Below are 19,919 nucleotides of genomic sequence, written 5' to 3'. Positions count from 1 at the left end.
AAAGCGACCAGAGCGCTTTCCCCTGCTTGATTTACAAAATTGCTACTTATTCAGAAACCTTTTTCGCCCACTTCACGTTTGGATAGCGGTTGAAAGGATACACAACATCCTTGACTGTGGGTGAGGTCAAGTATGTGTTCGTGTAATGATAAACCGGAATAAACGGAAGCTCTTCCATCAGGATATCTTCTGCCTGGTGAAGGAGTTCAAAATGCTTGTCCGGGTCCTGTTCAGCCTTTGCCTGTGCCATCAGGCTATCGAATTCCTCATTTACCCAGCGTGAACGGTTGTTCGGGCTGTCGCCGAGGTAATAATCGAGGATGACAACCGGATCAAGCAATGTGCCAATCCATCCCATGCGCGCCATCTGGAAGTTGCCCTGAAGCGTTGTATCGAGATACGTTTTCCACTCCTGGTTCGCCAGCTTGACGTCAATGCCTAGGTTTTTCTTCAGCATTTCCTGGACCGCCTCGGAGATTTTCTTATTGTTTTCGGACGTGTTGTAGATTACGGTTACAGGAGGAAGCGTACTCCAGCCTTCTTCTGCCATTCCCTCTTGTAAAAGTTTCTTCGCTTCTTCGTTATCTTCTTTGAAATATTCACCGCCGACTTCACGGAAATCGCCTTTTGATGTTTCCACTCCTTGAGGAACAAATGCATAAGCCGGGGTTTCCCCTGCTTTTGTAACGTTTTTCGTCAAAGGTTCCCTGTTAATTGCCATAGCAAATGCGCGGCGTACTTTCGCATTGGTGAATGGTTCTTTGCTTACGTTGAACATGTACATATAGGTTCCAAAGTAAGGGACGTTTTTGAACTCCTTGTTGCTCTTTTCCTGTTCGACAACATCTGTCGGAAGCGTCTGAATCAGGTCAAGCTCGCCCGTTTTGTACATTTGGTAATAAGTTGTAGCGTCATTAACGACTTTCCAGGTAACCTTTTTCAGGTTGATTTTTTTGCTGTCATAGTAGTTTTCGTTCTTTTCCGCGACAACCTGGCTGTCATGCTTCCATTGTGTCATTTTGAATGGGCCATTGCTGACATAGCCGTCCGCTTCCCCTGCCCAGTTTTCGTTCTGTTCGACAAGGTCCTTTTTGACAGGATAGAATGTCCACATCGTCAAAAGCTCTTCGAAATAGCCAAGTGGATTGTTCAGCTCGACGACAAGGGTATGGTCATCTGTTGCTTTTAGTCCAACATCATCAATTGTGCCTTTTCCTTTGTTAAAATCTTCAGCGCCTTTGATGTAATACATATAGAAAGCGAATTGCGCGCCTGTTTCCGGGTTCATCGTCCGTTTCCAGCTGTACTCAAAATCATGCGCGGTAACCGGTGAGCCGTCAGACCATTTTGCATCGTCACGGATGGTGAACGTATACGTTTTGCCGTCATCGGAAACTTTGACGTCTTTCGCTGTACCAAGAACCGGCTTGCCATCCTTGTCTTTTGTGTACAAGCCTTCAAACGTGTGATCCAAAATCCATCCGGAGGTTGTATCCGTAGCCATTGCCGGATCCAATGCAGGAGGCTCATTAATCGCATTGAGGACAAGTTCCTGCTTAACTCCCTTTGTGCTATCCTTCGACCCCGAMCCCGAGGATGAATTTTGATTTCCGCCGCCGTAACAGCCAGTTAAAACAGAGCTGATTACCATAATGGCAGCTAGCATCCAAAACCATTTCTTCATTTTCCCTTCCTCCTTTGGTGTTTATCTTTCATTATATAGATGGCACGCCACCCAATGCTCCGGCTGAACTTCCCTGAAATCGGGAATCACTTCGGCGCAAATGGACATGGCATGCGGGCATCTCGTACGGAATCGGCAGCCGCTCGGCGGGTTGACCGGACTCGGGGGATCCCCCTGCAGCACAATCCTTTCCCTTTTTGCGGCGCCTGGTTTCGCGACAGGAATCGCGGACATTAATGCCTGTGTGTATGGATGGAGCGGCTCGGCGAACAGATCGTTGCTCGTCGCGAGCTCCATCATTTTCCCTAAATACATCACACCGATCCGGTCGCTGATATGCTTTACCATCCCGAGGTCATGCGCGATGAACAAGTAAGTTAATCCTTCCTGTTCCCTCAGGTCCTCCATCAGATTGATTACCTGTGCCTGGATGGAAACATCGAGCGCTGAAATCGGTTCATCCGCAACGATGAACTTTGGATTCACGGCTAGCGCTCTAGCAATCCCGATCCTCTGCCGCTGCCCCCCGCTGAATTCATGCGGATACCTTCGCGCATGCTCGGGGCGGAGGCCGACACGTTCAAGTAAATCATAGACCCGCTCGTGCCTTTCTTTTCCCTTTGCGAGGCCGTGGGCGTCAATGCCTTCGGCGATTATGTCGCCAACTCGCATCCTTGGATTGAGGGAAGCATGGGGGTCTTGGAAAATAATCTGCATTTCCCGATTGGCAATTGCTTTTTCCTTTCGTCCGAGCGTGCTCAGGTCAGCTCCGTTGTAAAACATTCTGCCTTCTGTTGGATCCTGCAGGCCGACAATCGTTTTACCGAGTGTCGACTTGCCGCTCCCTGATTCGCCGACAAGGCCAAACGTTTCCCCTCGCTTGATTTCAATCGAAATATCATCGACCGATTTAACGGTCTGGTTGTTTTTGATAGTAAAATACTTCTTCAGATTCTCGACTTTAAGGAGCGTATCGGATGCGGCGGACTGCTTTTCCGCGGCTTCCTCGAGTAAGTTGGCCATTAGTTTTCCCTCCCTGCTGCCACAAGGTCTTCAGCCTTCGGGGCTCTTGGGTCATTTAGCCAGCACCTTGCATAATGCCCGGTTTCTGTCTCGAAAGCCGGGGGCATTTCAGAAAGGCAGACTTCCATTGCGTATTTGCATCTAGGGGCAAAAGGGCAGCCCGCTGGCGGCGAAAAGAGATCCGGCGGAGTTCCTTCAATCGGGACCAGCCGCTCCTTTTCATTGCTTGTATGATCTGGTATGGATTCCATAAGCCCCCATGTGTACGGATGGCGGGGATTTTCAAAAAGTTCGCGGACTGTGCCGCTTTCTACCATCATTCCGGCATACATGACGATAACCCGTTCCGCAGTTTCCGCTACAACCCCAAGGTCATGCGTGATAAGAATGATGGCGGTATCAGTCTTTTCTTTTAAATCCCTCATCAAATCAAGAACCTGCGCCTGTATGGTCACATCAAGCGCGGTTGTCGGCTCATCGGCAATCAGCAGTTCAGGGTTGCAGGCAAGCGCGATGGCAATCATCGCCCTTTGCCTCATTCCGCCGCTGAATTCGTGAGGATACTGATTGTACCGCTCTTCCGGGTTCGGGATACCGACGAGTCGGATCATCTCGATCGCCCGCTGCTTTGCCTCCGACTTCCCGAGCTTCTGATGCACAATCAGTCCTTCTTCAATTTGCTTGCCGATTCTCATCGTTGGGTTAAGTGATGTCATCGGGTCCTGGAAGATCATGCTGATTTTTGACCCTTTCACTTTTTGCATTTCACGTCTTGATAGCTTTAGAAGGTCTCTTCCTTGAAAAAGGACCTCCCCATTTTTGATCATCGCAGGCGGTGTTGGGATGAGCCCCATGACTGTCTGGACAGTGACGCTCTTTCCGCTTCCGCTTTCTCCCACAATGGCGACAATTTCGCCTTTATTCACATGGAAGGAAACATTGCGGACTGCCTTTACCTCGCCGCCGTATGTTTTAAAGTTCACTTCGAGGTTTCTTACTTCGAGTAAATGGCTCACAATTGCTCCCTCCTATTTCCGGTTTCTTGGGTCCAAGGCGTCCTGCAGTCCGTCCCCGAATGCATTAAATGCAAACATTGTTAGGGAGATCATGAACCCAGGGAAGAACAGCCTCCACCACTGTCCGCTTAAAATGACTCCGAGCGCGTCGTTCGCCATCGTCCCCCAGCTTGCGAACGGCGCCTGTACGCCAAGTCCGAGGAAGCTAAGGAATGATTCGGCGAAAATGGCTTGCGGGATTGTAAATGTCAGGTTAACAATGATGATGCCGAGCGCGTTTGGCAAAAGGTGCCGCAGGATGATTTTTGCATGGCTCGTCCCAAGCTTTTCCGCGGCCATTACATATTCCTGTGATTTCAATTGCAGGATTTGACCTCTCGTAATCCGCGCCATGCTGACCCATCCGGTAACGGTCAGGGCGATAATAATGGAAATGACGCCAGGCTCCATAATGACCATCAGCAAAATAACGATCAAAAGGTAAGGAATTCCGTAAAGAACTTCGATAACCCTCATGATAATGTTGTCGACACGGTCGCCCTTCTTGCTGCGGCCGGCCATATATCCGGCAATTCCTCCGATTGTGACTCCGAGTACGAGGTCAATCAAGGCTGCTACAAAACCGATTGTGAGCGAGACCCGTGCCCCGTACCATGTGCGCGCCCACATATCCCGGCCAAGGTCATCGGTTCCAAACCAATGCTTTCCGGGGGCCATGTTCCCATTCGTCAGGTCCTGGCCCGAAGCGCTATAGGGAACCATTTTTGGCCCGAAAATGGCAAAGAACAAGATGACGACGAGAATCGACATGCCGAGGACAGCCAATTTGTTTTTCATGATATTTATCGCGGTTTCTTTCCAGACACTCAGGGACGGGCGCTGGATTGGGTCAACAATTCTTTTTTCTGGGGAGACAGGAACAAACAACGCATTTTCTATTTTTTTTGCCCCCATGTTACTTCCCTCCGCTCGTCAGTTTGATTCTTGGGTCGATAAGCCTGTAGGAAATATCAATCAGGAACAGGATGACCACAAGGATGGTACTGAAAAAGATTGTTGTCCCAAGGATAACGGGATAATCCCGGTTAAAGATGCTATCAACGAAATACTTTCCAAGGCCAGGAATTGCAAAAATCTTTTCGATGACGAATGTCCCTGTAATTAGGGCCACCGCCAACGGACCGATAAAGGTAATAACCGGCAGGATCGCATTCCTGATTCCGTGCTTGATAACTAGCCGAGGTGTGGAGAGGCCTTTGGCATTGGCTGTCTTGATGTAGTTCTGGTTCATGACGTCAATCATACTCGACCGCATAAAGCGCGCGATTACTGCCGTTGGCGAGGCTGCAAGCGCCAGAGATGGCAGGATGCTGTGCTGGAAGCTTCCCCATGAAGCAACCGGGAGCAGCCGCCATTCGACTGCGAAATACTTGATTAACAACGGCGCCAATATGAAGCTTGGCACCGAGATGCCGAGGATGGCAATCATCATTGCCAGGAAATCGATTGGCTTATTATGGTTCAGCGCCGCGATGATCCCGAGCAGAAGGCCAAAGAACAGAGCGATGGTGAGTGCTTGAATTCCCAGGGTTGCTGAAGCGGGAAGCCCGTCAGCGATGATGCTGTTCACCGATCGGGTCTGTGATTTAATGGACGGGCCGAGGTCCAGCATCGCAAGATTCTTCATATAAAGGGCGTACTGGACCGGCAGAGGCTTGTCCAGATTGTATTTCGCCCGGATGTTTTGCAAAACTTCCTCCGGCAGGACATCCGCATCCGATGCGAATGGATCTCCCGGTATAAATTTCATGATGACAAAGGTTAACGTGATAATGACCCAGATCGTCAAGAGCATCGTTAACAGCCTTTTGACAATGTACATCTCCATTCACCTCGCTGCTTTTAATTTTTGTTGGGGGAAAAATCCCCGTATATTCCGCTAATCTATCTCGAAACTGCAACTCTTCTTTCCAATTAACGCGTTAGTTCATTAAACTTTTACGCATTCACCGATCCAAGAACTCCGTTTGTGGCTGTCATCGCGATGATAACGCAGCCCCACATATGCTTGTAGGCTGTGACCATGTCATCACATGTAAAGCGGATGCTCTTTGGTCCGGTCAGTTCGACGGTTGGCAGGGTCGTTGTCATTTTTGCCTGCTGAGGACCTTTGAATTTCAAATCAAATGTAACAGGGCCTTCGCCGATCACAAGCGGCTTTGCCTGCTTCACTTTTTTAACAGCCGCTTCGGCTTTTTCACGGATTTCCTTCCGCGCAACCTCGGGATGGAGAAGCTCGGCTGCGAAGCGGTCAACAGCCCTTTTGGTTACGGCTCCTTCCACTTCCGGCAGGGTTTCCTGTACTTCCTTTACATACGCGTCATCACCGCTGATGAACAACGGCGGAACTCCCATCGAACCGGCCACATACGAATTCATTTCTGTTTCGCCGACGACTTTTCCGTTGATTTTCATTTCTTCAACACAAATCCCGGCGAGCGTATGGCTAATCACGGTTACATCGGAGCCGCCTTCACGGCCGTGGTGGCCGACAAACATGATGCCATCGAATGATTCATCAAGCCCTTCCAGCTGGCACATCACCCTGTTGTTTCCTGATACGAGGCGGGCGCGCGGGTCGAGCTCCTCGATGATGATGTTCGACATGTTTCCATGCCCATCCGCTACAACTACCTCTGTCGCTCCCCCGTTAAATGCCCCTTCAACGGCAGCATTTACATCCGCTGTCATCAGTTTGCGGAAACGCTGGTATTCCGATGGTGTTTTCAGCTGCTGGTTTGTAGCTACTCCAGAAATTCCCTCCATGTCCGCTGAAATAAAGATTTTCATTTTTCATTCCCCCATAATACGAATATTTTGTTTTTTTAAGATAAAGAGAGGGTTTTACACTGCTCTCTTTCACTACTAAAATTCAAATTTCTGATTTTCTTCTAGACTAAGGATAAATGCTTTGAGCAAGTCCTTTGTGGCTTCGAGGTCTTTCATGTCAATAACTTCTATGGGCGAGTGGGCATATCGTGATGGGATGGACAGAACGCCAGTTGGAATTCCCTTGTTTGCATAGTTGACGGCGCCGCCATCCGTGCCGATTCCCGGGAACACTTCAAGCTGATAAGGAATGTTCTGCTCCTTCGCTAGTTTTACAAGCGTATCTTTCATTGTCTTATGGACGATAAGGCTGAAATCCATCACCTTGATTCCGGTGCCCCGTCCTAGCCCCAGGCTCTGATCCATCGTTTCTTCGGGAGTATCGCTGACAGCGGTTGTATCTACGGCGATCGCCGCATCGGCCCGGAGATGTTCCGAAGCTGTCTTTGCGCCTCTTAAGCCTACTTCTTCCTGGACGGCAAAAAGGAAAATGAGCTCCCCCGCAAACTCCTCGTTCCGGACTTCTTCAAGCGCCTGAAGGAGGACTGCGCAGCCTGCCCGGTCGTCAAGCGATTTGGCGCGAACTTTTGGGGATTGTTCCGGCCCGAAAACTACGAAATCTGTTCCCCAGGTAATTGGCGTTCCGACTTCCACGCCCATTTGCTCAGCTTCCTCTTTTGAAGAAGCACCGATATCTATGTACAATTGGCTGTGCCTTCTCACTTTTGATGCATCATCGAACTTCACATAATGCGCGGACATTGTCCCAATGACGCCGGATAGCAAGCCTTCATTCCCCATCACTGTGACAGGCTGCGCCAACAGGATCCGATCATCATTCCCACCCAACTTCTCAAATCTCAACAACCCATTCGGCTCGATTTTTTTGACGATAAAGCCAATTTCGTCAATGTGGGCGGTCAGGATCACTTTCGGGCCTCGTCCGGTGCCTTTTTTCCTGGCAATCACGTTTCCGATTGGATCAATCTGGACCTCGTCTGTCCTGTCCTGCAAATATTCTTTCAGGAAATAGGATACGGAATGCTCGTACCCGCATGGCCCGGATAAGCTTGTCAGTGTTTTTAACAGTTCAATCAATGCCCCTGCCTCCTCAATAGTACTCGTACGAATTTTTATAGACTTCGAGCTGAATGATGGAATTCATTTCGGTGATGGAAGTGAGTTGATTTATTTTTAAAAGGGTTTCCGTTATGTCATCCTGGGTAGGGACCGCGATTTGCACCAAAAGGGAGTATGGGCCTGAAGTCATGGTGATGTAGCGGATTTCCCGGAACTTTTTGAGTGCCTCCACAGCCTCCCCCACCCTCTGGGGCTGTACTTTTAATTGGATAATCGCTCCGGCCTTTACTCCGATTGCAACTGGATTTACGACCCCGACGACCCCCATAATCCCATTATCCAGAAGGTTTTTGTAACGAAGGCGAACGGTTTTTTCAGTCACATTTAAAGCAGCCGCAATTTCTGTAAACGACATCCGGCCATCCCTTGCCAAATGTTTAATTATGCCCCTGTCGAGCTCATCAACTTCATACTTCATACGCACTCCCCATTCCCTTTCGATACTATTTTCCTATTTTTCTTCCTAATTCAGTAATATATTTTGTCGAAAATATCATAATTAAGTAGTCTTTTTTGATTTTAGTACGATTTTCGAAATTAAAGAGAATTATAGTAAAACATTTTTCAAAAAGCAAGAATTATATGAAAATTTTATTATTTTTGTAAAAGAAGTTTTTTTGCTAAAAATAAAACCTTTCCCCCTGCAAAATTGCAGGATTCAGGAAAAGGCCTGGAGAACTACCTATATACAAATAAAATTTATTCTCCCAAGGGGGCAGAGCGTGTGTGGTTTAAAAGGAAGCAGAAGGTATCGAAATCCGGGGCGCCGGTGTACCAGTACGATCCGGTAGAGACGAAGTTTGAGGGGATAAGGGATTTTGACGCTGAGGCGAAGGAGTTGTTTGAGGAGCATATTGAAAAATATATCGGAAAAATCAATATGGTGTTCCACGAAATCATATCGAATATCGTCCATGTAGATGTGTACCATGTGGCTCCTACAGACGAACGTCCCTTCCATACAATGATCACGCACGGGATGAGCGACCTTCCGATGGCTGTCCCGGAAGGTGCGGAAGATTGGAGATACGCCGAGCTCGTTTGCTTTTTGCCTAAGGAATACGATGTTACCGAAGAAGGATTCAAGGATGATCGAAACTACTGGCCAATCAGGAATATGAAATTTCTGGCCCGCTTCCCGCATGAGTACAAGACATGGCTCGCTTACGGCCACACATTGCAGAACGGAAACCCGATTGAGCCGTTTATCGATGGCACGAAGCTCTGCGCCTCCCTGCTGATACCGCCAACGATTGTGGAAAGTGGATTTTTTCGGCTAAAAGTGAGGGATGGCAAACTGATCAATATTTACAATGTATTCCCTATCTATCTTGAGGAAATGCAATTTAAGATGGATCATGGCGTTGACGAGCTGACCGAGAAATTTGACCAATTCGGGGTGAATGATTTATACGATTTGAATCGTGTTAATACGTGTCGGTAACCCTGGCTGTTTTATAAAATAACCCACAACAAAATCCGCTTTCCCGAAAAGGAAAGCGGATTTTTCATGGAACTACCCCCGCTTCTTTATAACCCCTTTAAATTTGCCGGCAGTCCGGACTTCCACGGTCAGCGTGCCCTTCCCATAAACCGCCTTGATGAGGAACGGTGCGCCAGTTGTGTTTTTAAACCGGAAATCAGGGCCTCCGTAGGAAACGGTCGCGTCCCTTCCGGCCGGAACATATCCAACACTTAAGGAATGGTTGTGCTTCTCTACATACTCGACCCCCAACTGGTCGACTGCGTTAAAGAGCGTGGACGATGTTTGGCAAATGCCTCCGCCGATTCCCATGACGAGCTGTTTGTTGACGATTTCCTTGGCAGGCTGGTAGCCATGCGCCTCGTCGCTAGGGCCGACCATCGTGTTAAATGAAAAGATGTCCCCTTCCCCGACAATCACGTTGTTGATCGCTTGCGCGGACAGCTCGATGTTTTTCGCCCTGCCGGCAACTTTGCTATCAAATTTAGTCGTATATGAAGCAACAAGTTCTTCAGCTAAATGCGCGGCGTCCGCAGGGTCATAAGTATTTTCTGTTTTAAAAATTGGCAGAACGACATCCCCGCCTTGTTCGGAAACTTCCAGCACCTTTTCCACGAGTTCTGCTTCTTCAAGAATGACCCGCGGCTCCCCTTTAATGATATTCCCGTTGGCATCAATCCGGTCAAGCAAGCCGCGCCTATCATATCCAGGCTGGCCTTCTTTCCCTACCGCCAGTTCCCGCGCCCATTTTTCAAGCTCTTTCTTGTATTGCTCGTTGTTCGTCCCGTATCCCATATCCTTTGGGATAAACGCATAAATGGCATTGCTGATTGCTGGATCTTTTATATAAACGACTGCGGCCGGAGGTTTTTCAACAGGTTTACTTGCCGGCTCTTCCGCCTTTGGCGGTTCCGTTGTGTCCGCAGCTTGGACTGCTGTTGGCTCGGCTTTTTTAACCACTTCCGACTGGCCCGAACACCCGGCCAAACCAATGAAACTGCTAATCAACAATACTGTAACACTCCTTGTACGCATCAAAACCGTTTCCCCCAACCCGAATAAATGTTTTCACTTCAGAAAAAACACACTTCAGTATTATATTCATTATTTATTATACTTATCCCTTCAAGTTTATGGAAAAACTAATATTTTCCAACAAGGGATCACCAAGGCTTATCACCAAAAGTACGTTAGCTTACCTTTCATCTTTTCCCATGTAATTTCCCAAAACAAATTGCGGAATTATGACAAAAAATAACAAAATGTCTTATGTCCATTTTAGTAATGAGCTTGTATACTATTTTTAGATTAAATGAAACTGAAAGGGTGGTTTAAAGTTTGAGGTCTACAATGGAAGTTTGCCTACAGGAAATGGCCGAACACATAATAAGCCAAAAGGAATTTCTCGCCAGGCAACGGTTCGATGCTGATGAAAACATTTATTCCAATAAGGTGGATGAATCGTTAAAATGGTGGCGCGAAAACTTGATTTCTATATTTGCCCATTCCATTTTTGATAGTCTGGAAAAGACATATGGCCATTTGCAAGCTTGGGGATCAGAGGGTGTCAACCTCCTTGTTAACCTCAACCTCCCTTTGGATTTGGCGGTTGAAGAGGTACGTTTTTACCGCAATTCAATCGGTGAGTTTCTTAAAGAGGAAGCCGTAAAAGCGGGCTTAACAATCCCCGAATTCTATGAAATTATATCGCGGTTCGATTCGGTTGTTGACCGGGCAGTGCATTGGCTCAGCGTTTCGTATTCCACTACATATGCAGCCCGTATTACGGCCGCTGAGATCACTTCGATGGAGCTGTCCATACCGATTGTAAGAATAACCGAGCATATCGGAATTCTCCCGTTAATTGGGGATATTGATACAAAGCGGTCTCAGGAACTGATGGAAAAGGCTTTGAAACAAGGGGCGGATTTTGGGCTGAGCCATATGATCATCGACTTATCGGGCGTTCCAATCATCGATACGATGGTTGCGAACCACATTTTTAAAGTCGTTGATGCTTTGAAATTACTCGGCATCCAGTCCATATTGACCGGCATCCGCCCTGAAATCGCCCAGACAATGATCAGCCTCGGCATCAAGGCGAGCGGCGTCTCTACGTTTGCAAGCCTCCATAACGCTGTTAAATACCTTCAAGCGAAGATTTAACTATTTTTAGTACATTCACACGAATGTACTTTTTTATTGCCACAAACTTTTAAGCGACAGAAAAAAGACTATCTCAGGTTTTGGTGTCGCTCAAATAAAATAAGTAACAAGATTGAGCAAAATCGGGTATCACTCAAATTCTGCTGATAAAAGCTTATTTTACGGGATATTTTTTTGAATAGTAAAGCTCAAACAGCCACTTGTTCCGGAAACAAAAAGGATACAAACCAGTGCGGCCTGCCTCACTTGTTTGTATCCTTTTTAAAATAGTTTTAAACTTCCAGCCAGCTTTGGGACCATTGTTCAATTTCTTTCATTAACGGTTCCAATGCCTTACCTTTATCGGTCAGCGAGTATTCAATACGGACAGGGGTTTCGGGATAAACCTTGCGTTTAACGATTCCTTCATTCTCCAGATCCTTCAGCCTTTCGGAAAGCACCCTCCCGCTGACGCCGATGGAAGATTCAATGGTACAGAACCGCTGCGGACCCGAAAGGAGCTGGTGAATGATCAATCCAGTCCATCTCTGGCTCAGAAAACCCATGGCTTTTTCGAATTTAGGGCAAATAGATTTATCCAACTTGATCAGCTCCTTACATCTCCATTATACCCATTTTAAAAAAATATTAAATTACTTTTTACAAACTTAGGCACTTGACGTAATTTAATTATAAAAATATAATTACTTACATAAAGTAACTAACTATCAAAACATGCAAAGGAGGTAACGTTTATGAAATTCCACCGTGAGCCTGCAACTTTTGTTGGGCAGGTACATTTGAAGGTACAGGATTTGGAGAGGGCCATTTCTTTTTATAAAGAAGTAATTGGATTTAAGGTTTTGAACCAAGCTGAACAAAAAGCAAGCCTTACTGCTGATGGAAAGACCGTTCTCTTAACTTTGGAGCAGCCGGAAGCCGTCGGGCCGAGACAAGCTGGGACGACCGGGCTTTACCACTTCGCCCTTTTGCTTCCAGAACGCTCCGACCTGGCAAGTATCGTGGGGCATTTTATGAATATTGGCCAGCGGATTGGTTCATCCGATCATCTCGTCAGTGAAGCCCTGTATTTATCAGACCCTGATGGAAATGGCATCGAGATTTATATCGACCGCGATCCTTCAGAATGGACTTGGTCCGGAACTGAGGTCGACATGGCTGTTGATCCTCTGGACTTCTCAGCTCTACTTTCCGGCGGCATGCCAAAATGGGAAGGCCTCCCTGCTGAAACAGTGATGGGCCATATCCATTTGCATGTAGCCGAGCTAAAAAAAGTCGAGGAATTTTATACAAAAGGCCTTGGCTTTGAGGTTGTGAACCGTTTCGGTAGCCAGGCGCTCTTTATTTCCACAGCGAAATACCATCACCATATTGGGTTGAATACGTGGAATGGCGTCGAAGCTCCTCGGCCTGATAAAAACAGCCCCGGACTGGAGTCATATACACTTGTGCTGCCGGACGAGGAGTCAAGGGCTGCCGTTGTCGCGAATTTGAAGGCAATTGGCGCGAGTGTCACAAAGGAAGATGGCCTATTCGTAACCGAGGACCCATCCGGAAATCGGATTATCCTGGTACTTTAACTATGAAGGAGTTCAACTGAAGGGAGGGGAAAAACAATGATGGAAATCGGCCTTTATACACTGGGCGATATTTGCCCCGAGCCTTTTAGCGGTGCCACTATCAGCGCTCATCAAAGGATTAAGGACATTATTGAAGCGGCAAAACTCGCTGAGGAAGCAGGCCTGGACCTATTCGGGGTCGGTGAGCACCACCGCTTGGACTATGCGGTTTCAGCGATTCCGGTTGTGCTTGCTGCAATTGCCGAGGCAACCAGCCGAATCAAACTGACGAGCGCAACGACCGTTTTGAGCACAGTCGACCCAGTCCGCCTATTCGAAGATTTCGCCACTCTCGATCTCGTTTCCGATGGCCGCGCTGAAATCATTGCAGGCCGGGGGGCATTTATTGAATCCTTCCCTCTGTTCGGGTATGACACGAATGAGTATGACGCCTTGTTCACTGAACATATTGAGCTGTTCTTAAGACTGAATAAACACGAACGTGCCACATGGAACGGCCATTTCCGTCCTCCTTTGCGGAATGCGGAAATTGCACCGCGCCCCCTTCAGAAGGAGCTTCCGATCTGGGTTGGAGTCGGCGGCTCGCCTGAAAGTGCAGCCCGCGCAGGAAGACTTGGAGTCGGAATGGCGATTGCCATCCTGGGTGGTAAGCCGGAACGATTCAAGCCGCTGGTCGATTTATACCGTAAAGCAGGAATCGAAGCCGGCCACCATGCCGAAAAGCTGAAGGTCGGAATTACCGGGCATGGCTACATTGCGAAAACGACCCAGCAGGCAAAGGACGAATATTATCCTTATTACTCAAATTACTGGTCAAACGTAAATCGCCAGCGCGGGATGGGCGGCACCATTGGAAGGTCGGACTTCGATCGCATGGCTGATCCGGACACAGCGTTGTTCGTGGGCAGCCCGCAGCAAATTATCGAAAAAATACTTTACCAATACGAATTGTACGGCCACACGCGTTTCATGGCGCAGATTGACATCGGCGGCCAACCATTCAAAAAGGTCGCGGAAGGCATCGAGCTGTTGGCAACACAGGTCGCTCCGATTGTCCGCAAGGAAACAAACACGGAAAACAAACAAAAAGTTGCAAACTAGACATCTTGAGGCGGTGCAGAAAATGGGTTTTTTCAATAAATTGTTTGGTACATCTAAGGAGGAAGTTGCAATGACAACAGAAAAATTGAACATCGGGATTATTTTGGGAAGCACACGCCAAGGCCGTGTAAGCCCACAAGTTGGAGAATGGGTAAAGTCAATCGCTGACAAGCGCGGCGATGCAAACTATGAAATCGTGGATATCGCTGATTTCAACCTTCCATTCCTCGGAACAACCGATGGAACGGAGCCGGGGATCGCAGCTTGGAACGAAAAGCTGGCAAACCTGGATGGATTCGTGTTCATCGTGCAGGAATACAACCACAGCATTAGCGGCGCATTAAAAAATGCCCTTGATTTCGCACGTGAACCATGGAACAACAAGGCAGCGGGAATCGTGAGCTACGGTTCAACAGGCGGAGCACGCGCTGCCGAGCATTTGCGCGGAATTTGCGGCGAGCTGAAAATCGCCGATGTCCGCACACATCCAACCCTTTCCCTGTTCACTGACTTCGTAAATGGATCTGAGTTCAAGCCACATGAACTTCACCTTACAAACGTCAATGCCATGCTTGATGAAGTTGTTTCATGGAGCGGAGCACTGAAAACGATTCGATAAAATGCAAAGAGCGGGATTCGTACCCGCTCTTTTGTTATGTTGGCTCAGATAAATTTTAATAGTGTTCCCAATTAAGATTAAAGATAATGTATTTTTATCACTTCCCCCTACACTTCGTAATTTACCGTAAAAAGCAATAATGAATTGGTGGGAAAATTAATAACAATACAGAGAAAGATACTACAAGATTAGTGGTTTTTCGAGGTAGCGTTACTTTACCTTTTCCTTCGTACCAACCTTCAAATTGCCATTTGTTCCTATACCTAACAAAAAGCAATAACAAAATAGCCAAGGAGCCCAACCACTCATATTGGGTAACGCCTAATGATTTGTAAAAGTGGGTTAGAACGGAAGAGAAAACACCTCCTAAAAGTCCAAATATCAGAATGATTCGTATAAATTCTAATAAAACTCTCATTGTAGACCCTCCCTCTCCTTGTTTATTGATTTTCAAAGTTAACTCCTTTAACTTAGGTTCAGATATTTACATATAATAAATAGTGCATATCCTAGTTCTCCAAATAGACCATATCCACAGATTTGATAGATGTCATTCTAAAAAGCCTTAAAAGTCTTTTCAGCATCACTATTAATTTAAAGTAATTCCAGGTGATCATACTGTACACTTTCTCCATACTAATCCCATTCATTAGTTTATAAATTTATCGCAGAACACTGAGTACCCCACCTCCATTACCAGTATTATGGTAATCTAAGTTCCACAATGACGAAAATCGCAATACCTAGTATTATCATAGTGATGATGGTAATTAAGTAACTGGATGTTAAATAAGCTACAATACAGATGATGGCTCCAAATAAAATTAATAGTTTACTTGCGAGTTTATTTGCAGCCTTCCAATTTCCTATATTCCGCTTAGAGCTTTGGGTTCTGTAACCGTAAATGTTATTCATTTCACGTGGGGGGAAAATAAATAAAACAAGCCCCGCAACTAAGAAAATACATCCAATTAATAGTGGTTGCACTTCCCTCACACCTCGTATACTAGTAGTATGATCTCTCACCAGAAAATCCCCAGTTGATTAGGAGCCTTATCTCGTTAACCTGCCCGCTCAATATTGAAATTTAAAAAATGTGGTTAATCCAATCTTTTTATCCCGAATTAACTATTACGTTTTTTTTAACAATCAAATTAGCGATAATTAAAAGAACAATAAACATTACGACGTATATGAGGATATGCATTCCCAACACATAAGCTAATTTACCATCAGAAGACCTTTCACCTCTCGACAGCAAGATGAATAGGTAAATTAATGGAATGATAGAAGGAATATATATGTACTTAGTCTTCTTCGGTTTCATTGAATACATAATTAAACCTGCTAGTAAGAAAGGTACAACAAAATCAGTTACTATCCAGCTTAATAAAAACACTTACTTTCCCCTTAAAATGTTCAGTAACATACTCATTAAGAGCCAGTATCCATCTTTCTTTAACTAAACACCATCAATACTTTGGAGCGTTTCTTCATTTCATTTCAACATAAATACCCAGTGGTAATTTCATCTATATTTTTAAAATGATCATCCCTTCAAACTTGAGGATAGAGAACCCAGATGCTTATGGGTTTCCCTTCGTCCCGATGGATTTTTTAAGCCATGTTTCTATGAATTTAGAGGTAATTTGATTTGTTTTCCAAAAATCAATGAACAAAGCCTGCAAGTTTACTGTGTAAAAAATAATAAATCCAAGTATCTAAAGGCTTAATCAGAAGAATCTCCTTTTACCGCCAGTGCGATTATTTCATCGACACTTTTGATGACCAGTTCCCGTTTTGAAGGGGGCAAATCTGACAGGTTTTTAATGATTTCCTTTCTTTTCGCTTCCATTTGTTCCAAAGCTTTATGATTAATCCCCTCTATATCAAAACTCTTTTCACTAGCCTCCATTTTGTGAACCCCCTCTCAAATTAAATCGCTTCTATAGCTTTAATCTATTCATTATTTTCAACGAAAACTCCCCCATTAGCCTGGGGGAGTTGTTACTATAATTGACCTGTGGTTGAATACTCTAATTTACGTACTTTCCGTAATCAGGCTTGGCAACTTTATCAAAGTTTTTAACCAGGAAGTCCAGACTGTCTGATAACAATGCACCAGACATAGGTAATCCATGTCCAGTAACTGCGAAAGTTGGTTGAAGTTCAGCCAACTTTATAACCGATTCCTTGGCAGCTTTCCAATCGGTCGTCAAATACCTTGGAGGGCCACTGATTTCCTGTTCTTGTGTTAAAACCTTATCAATATATTCTTGTTTAACGGTAGAAAATGCATCACCAGCTATGAGTACCTTGTCTCTTTCCCTAAAGAAAGAAACATGGCCGGGCGAATGTCCAGGAGTGTGGATCCACTTGAATCCTGTCATATATGGTACTGATCCATCGGAAGACAGTGGTTTGACGTTATCTCCTAAATTGATGGGTTCATTAGGAAACATCGGTGATAATTTTGCAATCATGCCTCCTTCGACAGTCGGATCGGGTGCTGGGTAACCTTTTTGCCCTGTTAGAAAAGGCATTTCCAACTCATGTGCATAGACAGGAACTTCCCATTTTTTTACCAGCTCAATAATTCCCCCAACATGGTCAAAATGTCCGTGCGTTAAAATAACTGCCTTTGGACGGCTGCCTTTGCCAAATCTGCTCTCAACAACTGAGATAATTGCCTCAGCCGACTCCGGCATTCCCGCATCTACTAATACAAAGTCTTTCGACTCTGGGTCGCCAACCAAGTGAATATTCGATATTTGGATTGTATGGCTTAAGAGGTCTGGCAATACTTCTACCCCAGTGCCATTAGCAAGAGAAGTTGTTGGGATAAATTTATAATCTTTGCCATAATTCATTTGCTTGTCCACAATAATCTCCTCCTTCAAAAGTTGAATCCCCACATGTTTATAGGTACCCATTATTTAGTGTATAACACTAACAAAATGCTATATCGATAAAACGACTGTTTAACTAATTGTCGGAAGAGGGGAAGCCTTTGAAGAGGCTTTGGGACAATTTGTTATCTGATGCAATCATTTTTTATTTTTTCAAATTCCTTCTGCCCCGCTCAAAATAAAATGCTTGGAGCTGGTCCAAGCATTTTATATGCTTATTCAATTACAAAATGTTTTACCTCTGCATGCCAGGATATTGCCAGATGCCGCTTGCCCGGAAAAGGTCACGGTAGATGACGAGAACCTCATCCATCGTTACTTTATGCGCATTTTCTAGTGATGGATTATCGAGATAAACCATATTCGTGAAATTTCGGTTGCTATTTTTTGCATTCATTTCATCGTAGAAGCGGGTTGCTTCGTGGAAGATAGTCAGGGCGCGCCTCATATGGCTGGCACTGGTGACAAGCGTGACATCCTTCAGCCCTTCTTTTTCAAGGATTGCCGTTGTGAAGAGGGCATTTTCGACGGTGTCGGTTGATTTATTTTCCTTGATGATCCGGCCGGCGGCTATCCCGTTGTCAATGAGCCACTTGTTCATTGCATCGGCTTCTGTAACCCCTTCCTTCGGGMCCCCGCCTGTCACAATAATTTTCGAGTTCGGATACTGCTTGGCCACCGCAAGGCCCGCCTTCAGCCTTTCAATCAACGGTTCCCTCATCGTTCCGTCATCAGCAAGGGCATACCCGAGAATGACAATGGCGTGGTCCTTTGCTGGCAGGTTACCCGGAACGGATGTGTTTAATTTCGTTTTAAGAATGCTTTCAGTAACATCAAACTTATCAAGGTATTCTTTCGTTTTATCATTGTCAATTTTTCTTAATCTGGAGATGGATTTTTTATAAGCTTCATCATCCCTATTGAGTTTTGAATAAACCGCGTATAGAAGATTTGCGTTAAAATGATTCGGTTCCAAATTTAGAATCTGTCTATAAGTTGTGAGAGCTTCGGGGATTTTCTTTTGGATGATTTGTGTGGACGCCAATGAAAGCTTCAGGTCTACACTATGCGGGTCGAGAATCGTTGCTTCCTTATAGGCTGCTTCAACAACATCGTATTTTCCTTTGAGTGTGATTCCTCTGAAAATTTCTTCTTCGGCTTTTTTCAGATCGCCGCCATGCCAGTAATAATACATGGCAATTTCTTCAAGCTGCTTGATTCTTTGCGCGGTTGGTTCATCGGTCTTGATGGGAGCGATAATTGGTTCTTCTGTCGCCTGCGGTTGCTGCGTTTCTGTGGAACCATATGCTGTTGGCAGAGTAAGAGTTGCACAGATTACCAGGATTAAGCCAAGCCTTTTTCTAAAATTCGTCATGCCTTGCATCCCCTTTTTCATATATTAATTCCCATTTTGGTAAGGAGCCGTGCGTTCCAATTCAAAATCCGCAACAACCGGCAAATGATCGGAATAGGTTGAATAGACCACATACTGATTGGAAACCTTCAGCCCAAGGCTTGAAAAAATATAATCGATGCGAATCCTCGGGTCTTCAACAGGAAACGTATTTACGGAATCGATATTTTCAAAAACATCAATAAAGTTTGATCCTTCCAGCAGCAGCCTGATTTCATCACTTTCCGGCTCGGCATTTAGATCACCAATTAAAATGGCCGGCGTCTTTTTCGCAGCAACAATCTTTTTGATTTCCGTTACTTGTGCAAGGCGCTGTGGAACATCCAACCCAAGATGCGTATTGTAAACACGGATTTGATTGCCCTTCACATTAATGGTCGTTTCCAAAAGCCCTCGCTGCTCCTGGCCGAAACTCGGCAAAAAGTAGTTTTGAGAGTGGATAATCGGGTATTTGCTTAATACCGCGGTTCCATATTGGCGGCGGTTTGCCCCGTCCTCAAGTGGATTGAGATCAAGATTGGCCGCGTAAACATAATGATAGCCCAAAAGGTACGCCAGCTTTTTCGCCTGGTCTTCAAAATTGCTTCGCGCGCCAAAGTGCCTGTCTACTTCCTGGAGCGCCACAATGTCCGCCCCTTCTTCATCGATCAGGCCGGCAATCCGACCTAAGTCCAGGACATTATCAATACCCACACCGTGATGGATGTTGTACGACATCACCTTAATAGGCGTACTTCCACCCTTTGGAAAAATAGATTGTGCCTTAACACTATGTACTGTACTCGCCACCAGAAGAAACATGCATAGCAAGGCTCCGACTCTCTTCCGCAAACCTATCCCTCCCTCTTAGTTTTCGGGGTTTTTCACCCACTTGGTTATTTACCCTGCTTTCCTT

General features: G+C 45.8%; 21 protein-coding genes. 5 read left to right on the top strand and 16 right to left on the bottom strand.

The genetic code is table 11. The annotated features are described in order from the left end of the window. Positions 1 to 46: 46 nt before the first annotated feature. The 8 genes from ADU24_RS05635 to ADU24_RS05600 all read right to left on the bottom strand — a co-directional run bounded on the left by ADU24_RS05635 (position 47) and on the right by ADU24_RS05600 (position 8,170). Positions 47 to 1,684 carry a peptide ABC transporter substrate-binding protein gene (locus tag ADU24_RS05635; RefSeq protein WP_053365708.1) on the bottom strand — a complete coding sequence of 546 codons (1,638 nt, stop codon included), beginning with the start codon at positions 1,682 to 1,684 and terminating at the stop codon, positions 47 to 49. A gap of 21 nt (positions 1,685 to 1,705) precedes the next feature. Continuing rightward, on the bottom strand, positions 1,706 to 2,707 hold the full coding sequence (locus ADU24_RS05630) for an ABC transporter ATP-binding protein (protein ID WP_053365707.1): 1,002 nt from the start codon (positions 2,705 to 2,707) through the stop codon (positions 1,706 to 1,708). After that, positions 2,707 to 3,723, bottom strand: a complete 1,017-nt coding sequence (locus ADU24_RS05625; RefSeq protein ID WP_053365706.1) for an ABC transporter ATP-binding protein — start codon at positions 3,721 to 3,723, stop codon at positions 2,707 to 2,709. Before ADU24_RS05625 ends, ADU24_RS05630 begins: the two co-directional genes overlap by 1 nt. A gap of 12 nt (positions 3,724 to 3,735) precedes the next feature. Continuing rightward, positions 3,736 to 4,677 carry an ABC transporter permease gene (locus ADU24_RS05620; protein WP_053365705.1) on the bottom strand — a complete coding sequence of 314 codons (942 nt, stop codon included), beginning with the start codon at positions 4,675 to 4,677 and terminating at the stop codon, positions 3,736 to 3,738. Position 4,678: 1 nt separating this feature from the next. Then, complete coding sequence (locus ADU24_RS05615) at positions 4,679 to 5,605, bottom strand: ABC transporter permease (RefSeq protein ID WP_053365704.1); 927 nt, start codon at positions 5,603 to 5,605, stop codon at positions 4,679 to 4,681. Between the two features lie 116 nt (positions 5,606 to 5,721). Continuing rightward, a complete protein-coding gene (locus tag ADU24_RS05610; RefSeq protein ID WP_053365703.1) occupies positions 5,722 to 6,573 on the bottom strand; it encodes a M55 family metallopeptidase in 852 nt (283 codons plus the stop codon). Positions 6,574 to 6,648: 75 nt separating this feature from the next. Continuing rightward, the gene (locus tag ADU24_RS05605) at positions 6,649 to 7,710 is read right to left on the bottom strand and encodes a M42 family metallopeptidase (protein ID WP_053365702.1); all 1,062 of its coding nucleotides are present in this window, start codon (positions 7,708 to 7,710) and stop codon (positions 6,649 to 6,651) included. Positions 7,711 to 7,723: 13 nt separating this feature from the next. Continuing rightward, the gene (locus ADU24_RS05600) at positions 7,724 to 8,170 is read right to left on the bottom strand and encodes an Lrp/AsnC family transcriptional regulator (RefSeq protein ID WP_053365701.1); all 447 of its coding nucleotides are present in this window, start codon (positions 8,168 to 8,170) and stop codon (positions 7,724 to 7,726) included. 306 nt (positions 8,171 to 8,476) lie between these two features. Between ADU24_RS05600 and ADU24_RS05595 the strand changes: the two genes are divergently transcribed. Further along, a complete protein-coding gene (locus ADU24_RS05595) occupies positions 8,477 to 9,196 on the top strand; it encodes a suppressor of fused domain protein (protein ID WP_053365700.1) in 720 nt (239 codons plus the stop codon). A gap of 72 nt (positions 9,197 to 9,268) precedes the next feature. Here the strand turns inward: ADU24_RS05595 and ADU24_RS05590 are convergent, their stop codons facing one another. After that, positions 9,269 to 10,270: a VanW family protein gene (locus ADU24_RS05590; protein ID WP_053368797.1), complete on the bottom strand. Its 1,002-nt coding sequence runs from the start codon at positions 10,268 to 10,270 to the stop codon at positions 9,269 to 9,271. Positions 10,271 to 10,573: 303 nt separating this feature from the next. Here ADU24_RS05590 and ADU24_RS05585 point away from each other — a divergent pair, with 303 nt between their 5' ends. After that, positions 10,574 to 11,401, top strand: a complete 828-nt coding sequence (locus tag ADU24_RS05585; RefSeq protein WP_156324521.1) for an STAS domain-containing protein — start codon at positions 10,574 to 10,576, stop codon at positions 11,399 to 11,401. 272 nt (positions 11,402 to 11,673) lie between these two features. Here the strand turns inward: ADU24_RS05585 and ADU24_RS05580 are convergent, their stop codons facing one another. Next, positions 11,674 to 11,982: a winged helix-turn-helix transcriptional regulator gene (locus ADU24_RS05580; protein ID WP_053365698.1), complete on the bottom strand. Its 309-nt coding sequence runs from the start codon at positions 11,980 to 11,982 to the stop codon at positions 11,674 to 11,676. Between the two features lie 153 nt (positions 11,983 to 12,135). Between ADU24_RS05580 and ADU24_RS05575 the strand changes: the two genes are divergently transcribed. The 3 genes from ADU24_RS05575 to ADU24_RS05565 are packed head-to-tail and all read left to right on the top strand — an operon-like array spanning position 12,136 to position 14,701. After that, positions 12,136 to 12,981, top strand: a complete 846-nt coding sequence (locus ADU24_RS05575; protein WP_053365697.1) for a VOC family protein — start codon at positions 12,136 to 12,138, stop codon at positions 12,979 to 12,981. Positions 12,982 to 13,020: 39 nt separating this feature from the next. Continuing rightward, complete coding sequence (locus ADU24_RS05570; RefSeq protein ID WP_053368796.1) at positions 13,021 to 14,082, top strand: LLM class flavin-dependent oxidoreductase; 1,062 nt, start codon at positions 13,021 to 13,023, stop codon at positions 14,080 to 14,082. Positions 14,083 to 14,104: 22 nt separating this feature from the next. Beyond that, entirely contained in the window at positions 14,105 to 14,701 is a 597-nt protein-coding gene (locus ADU24_RS05565) for an NADPH-dependent FMN reductase (RefSeq protein WP_053365696.1), read from the top strand. A 121-nt stretch (positions 14,702 to 14,822) separates the two neighbouring features. On the opposite strand, the gene ADU24_RS05560 is transcribed toward ADU24_RS05565, so the two are convergent. The 6 genes from ADU24_RS05560 to ADU24_RS05530 form a co-directional block, all read right to left on the bottom strand. Further along, on the bottom strand, positions 14,823 to 15,119 hold the full coding sequence (locus ADU24_RS05560; protein ID WP_053365695.1) for a hypothetical protein: 297 nt from the start codon (positions 15,117 to 15,119) through the stop codon (positions 14,823 to 14,825). A gap of 284 nt (positions 15,120 to 15,403) precedes the next feature. After that, a complete protein-coding gene (locus ADU24_RS05555; protein WP_053365694.1) occupies positions 15,404 to 15,727 on the bottom strand; it encodes an SdpI family protein in 324 nt (107 codons plus the stop codon). A gap of 703 nt (positions 15,728 to 16,430) precedes the next feature. Continuing rightward, entirely contained in the window at positions 16,431 to 16,616 is a 186-nt protein-coding gene (locus tag ADU24_RS05545) for a hypothetical protein (RefSeq protein ID WP_053365692.1), read from the bottom strand. Positions 16,617 to 16,737: 121 nt separating this feature from the next. Continuing rightward, positions 16,738 to 17,583, bottom strand: coding sequence for an MBL fold metallo-hydrolase (locus ADU24_RS05540; protein WP_053365691.1), 846 nt, complete (start codon positions 17,581 to 17,583; stop codon positions 16,738 to 16,740). A 262-nt stretch (positions 17,584 to 17,845) separates the two neighbouring features. Then, positions 17,846 to 18,985, bottom strand: a complete 1,140-nt coding sequence (locus ADU24_RS05535; protein ID WP_053368795.1) for a YdcF family protein — start codon at positions 18,983 to 18,985, stop codon at positions 17,846 to 17,848. A gap of 24 nt (positions 18,986 to 19,009) precedes the next feature. Further along, positions 19,010 to 19,855 (bottom strand): endonuclease/exonuclease/phosphatase family protein, encoded by an 846-nt coding sequence (locus ADU24_RS05530; protein ID WP_053365690.1) that lies wholly within the window; start codon positions 19,853 to 19,855, stop codon positions 19,010 to 19,012. Positions 19,856 to 19,919 lie beyond the last annotated feature (64 nt).

The sequence above is a fragment of the Bacillus sp. FJAT-27245 genome (assembly GCF_001273955.1).
Lineage (GTDB): Bacteria > Bacillota > Bacilli > Bacillales > Cytobacillaceae > Bacillus_D.
This window is presented reverse-complemented; position numbering and strand designations above follow the sequence as displayed.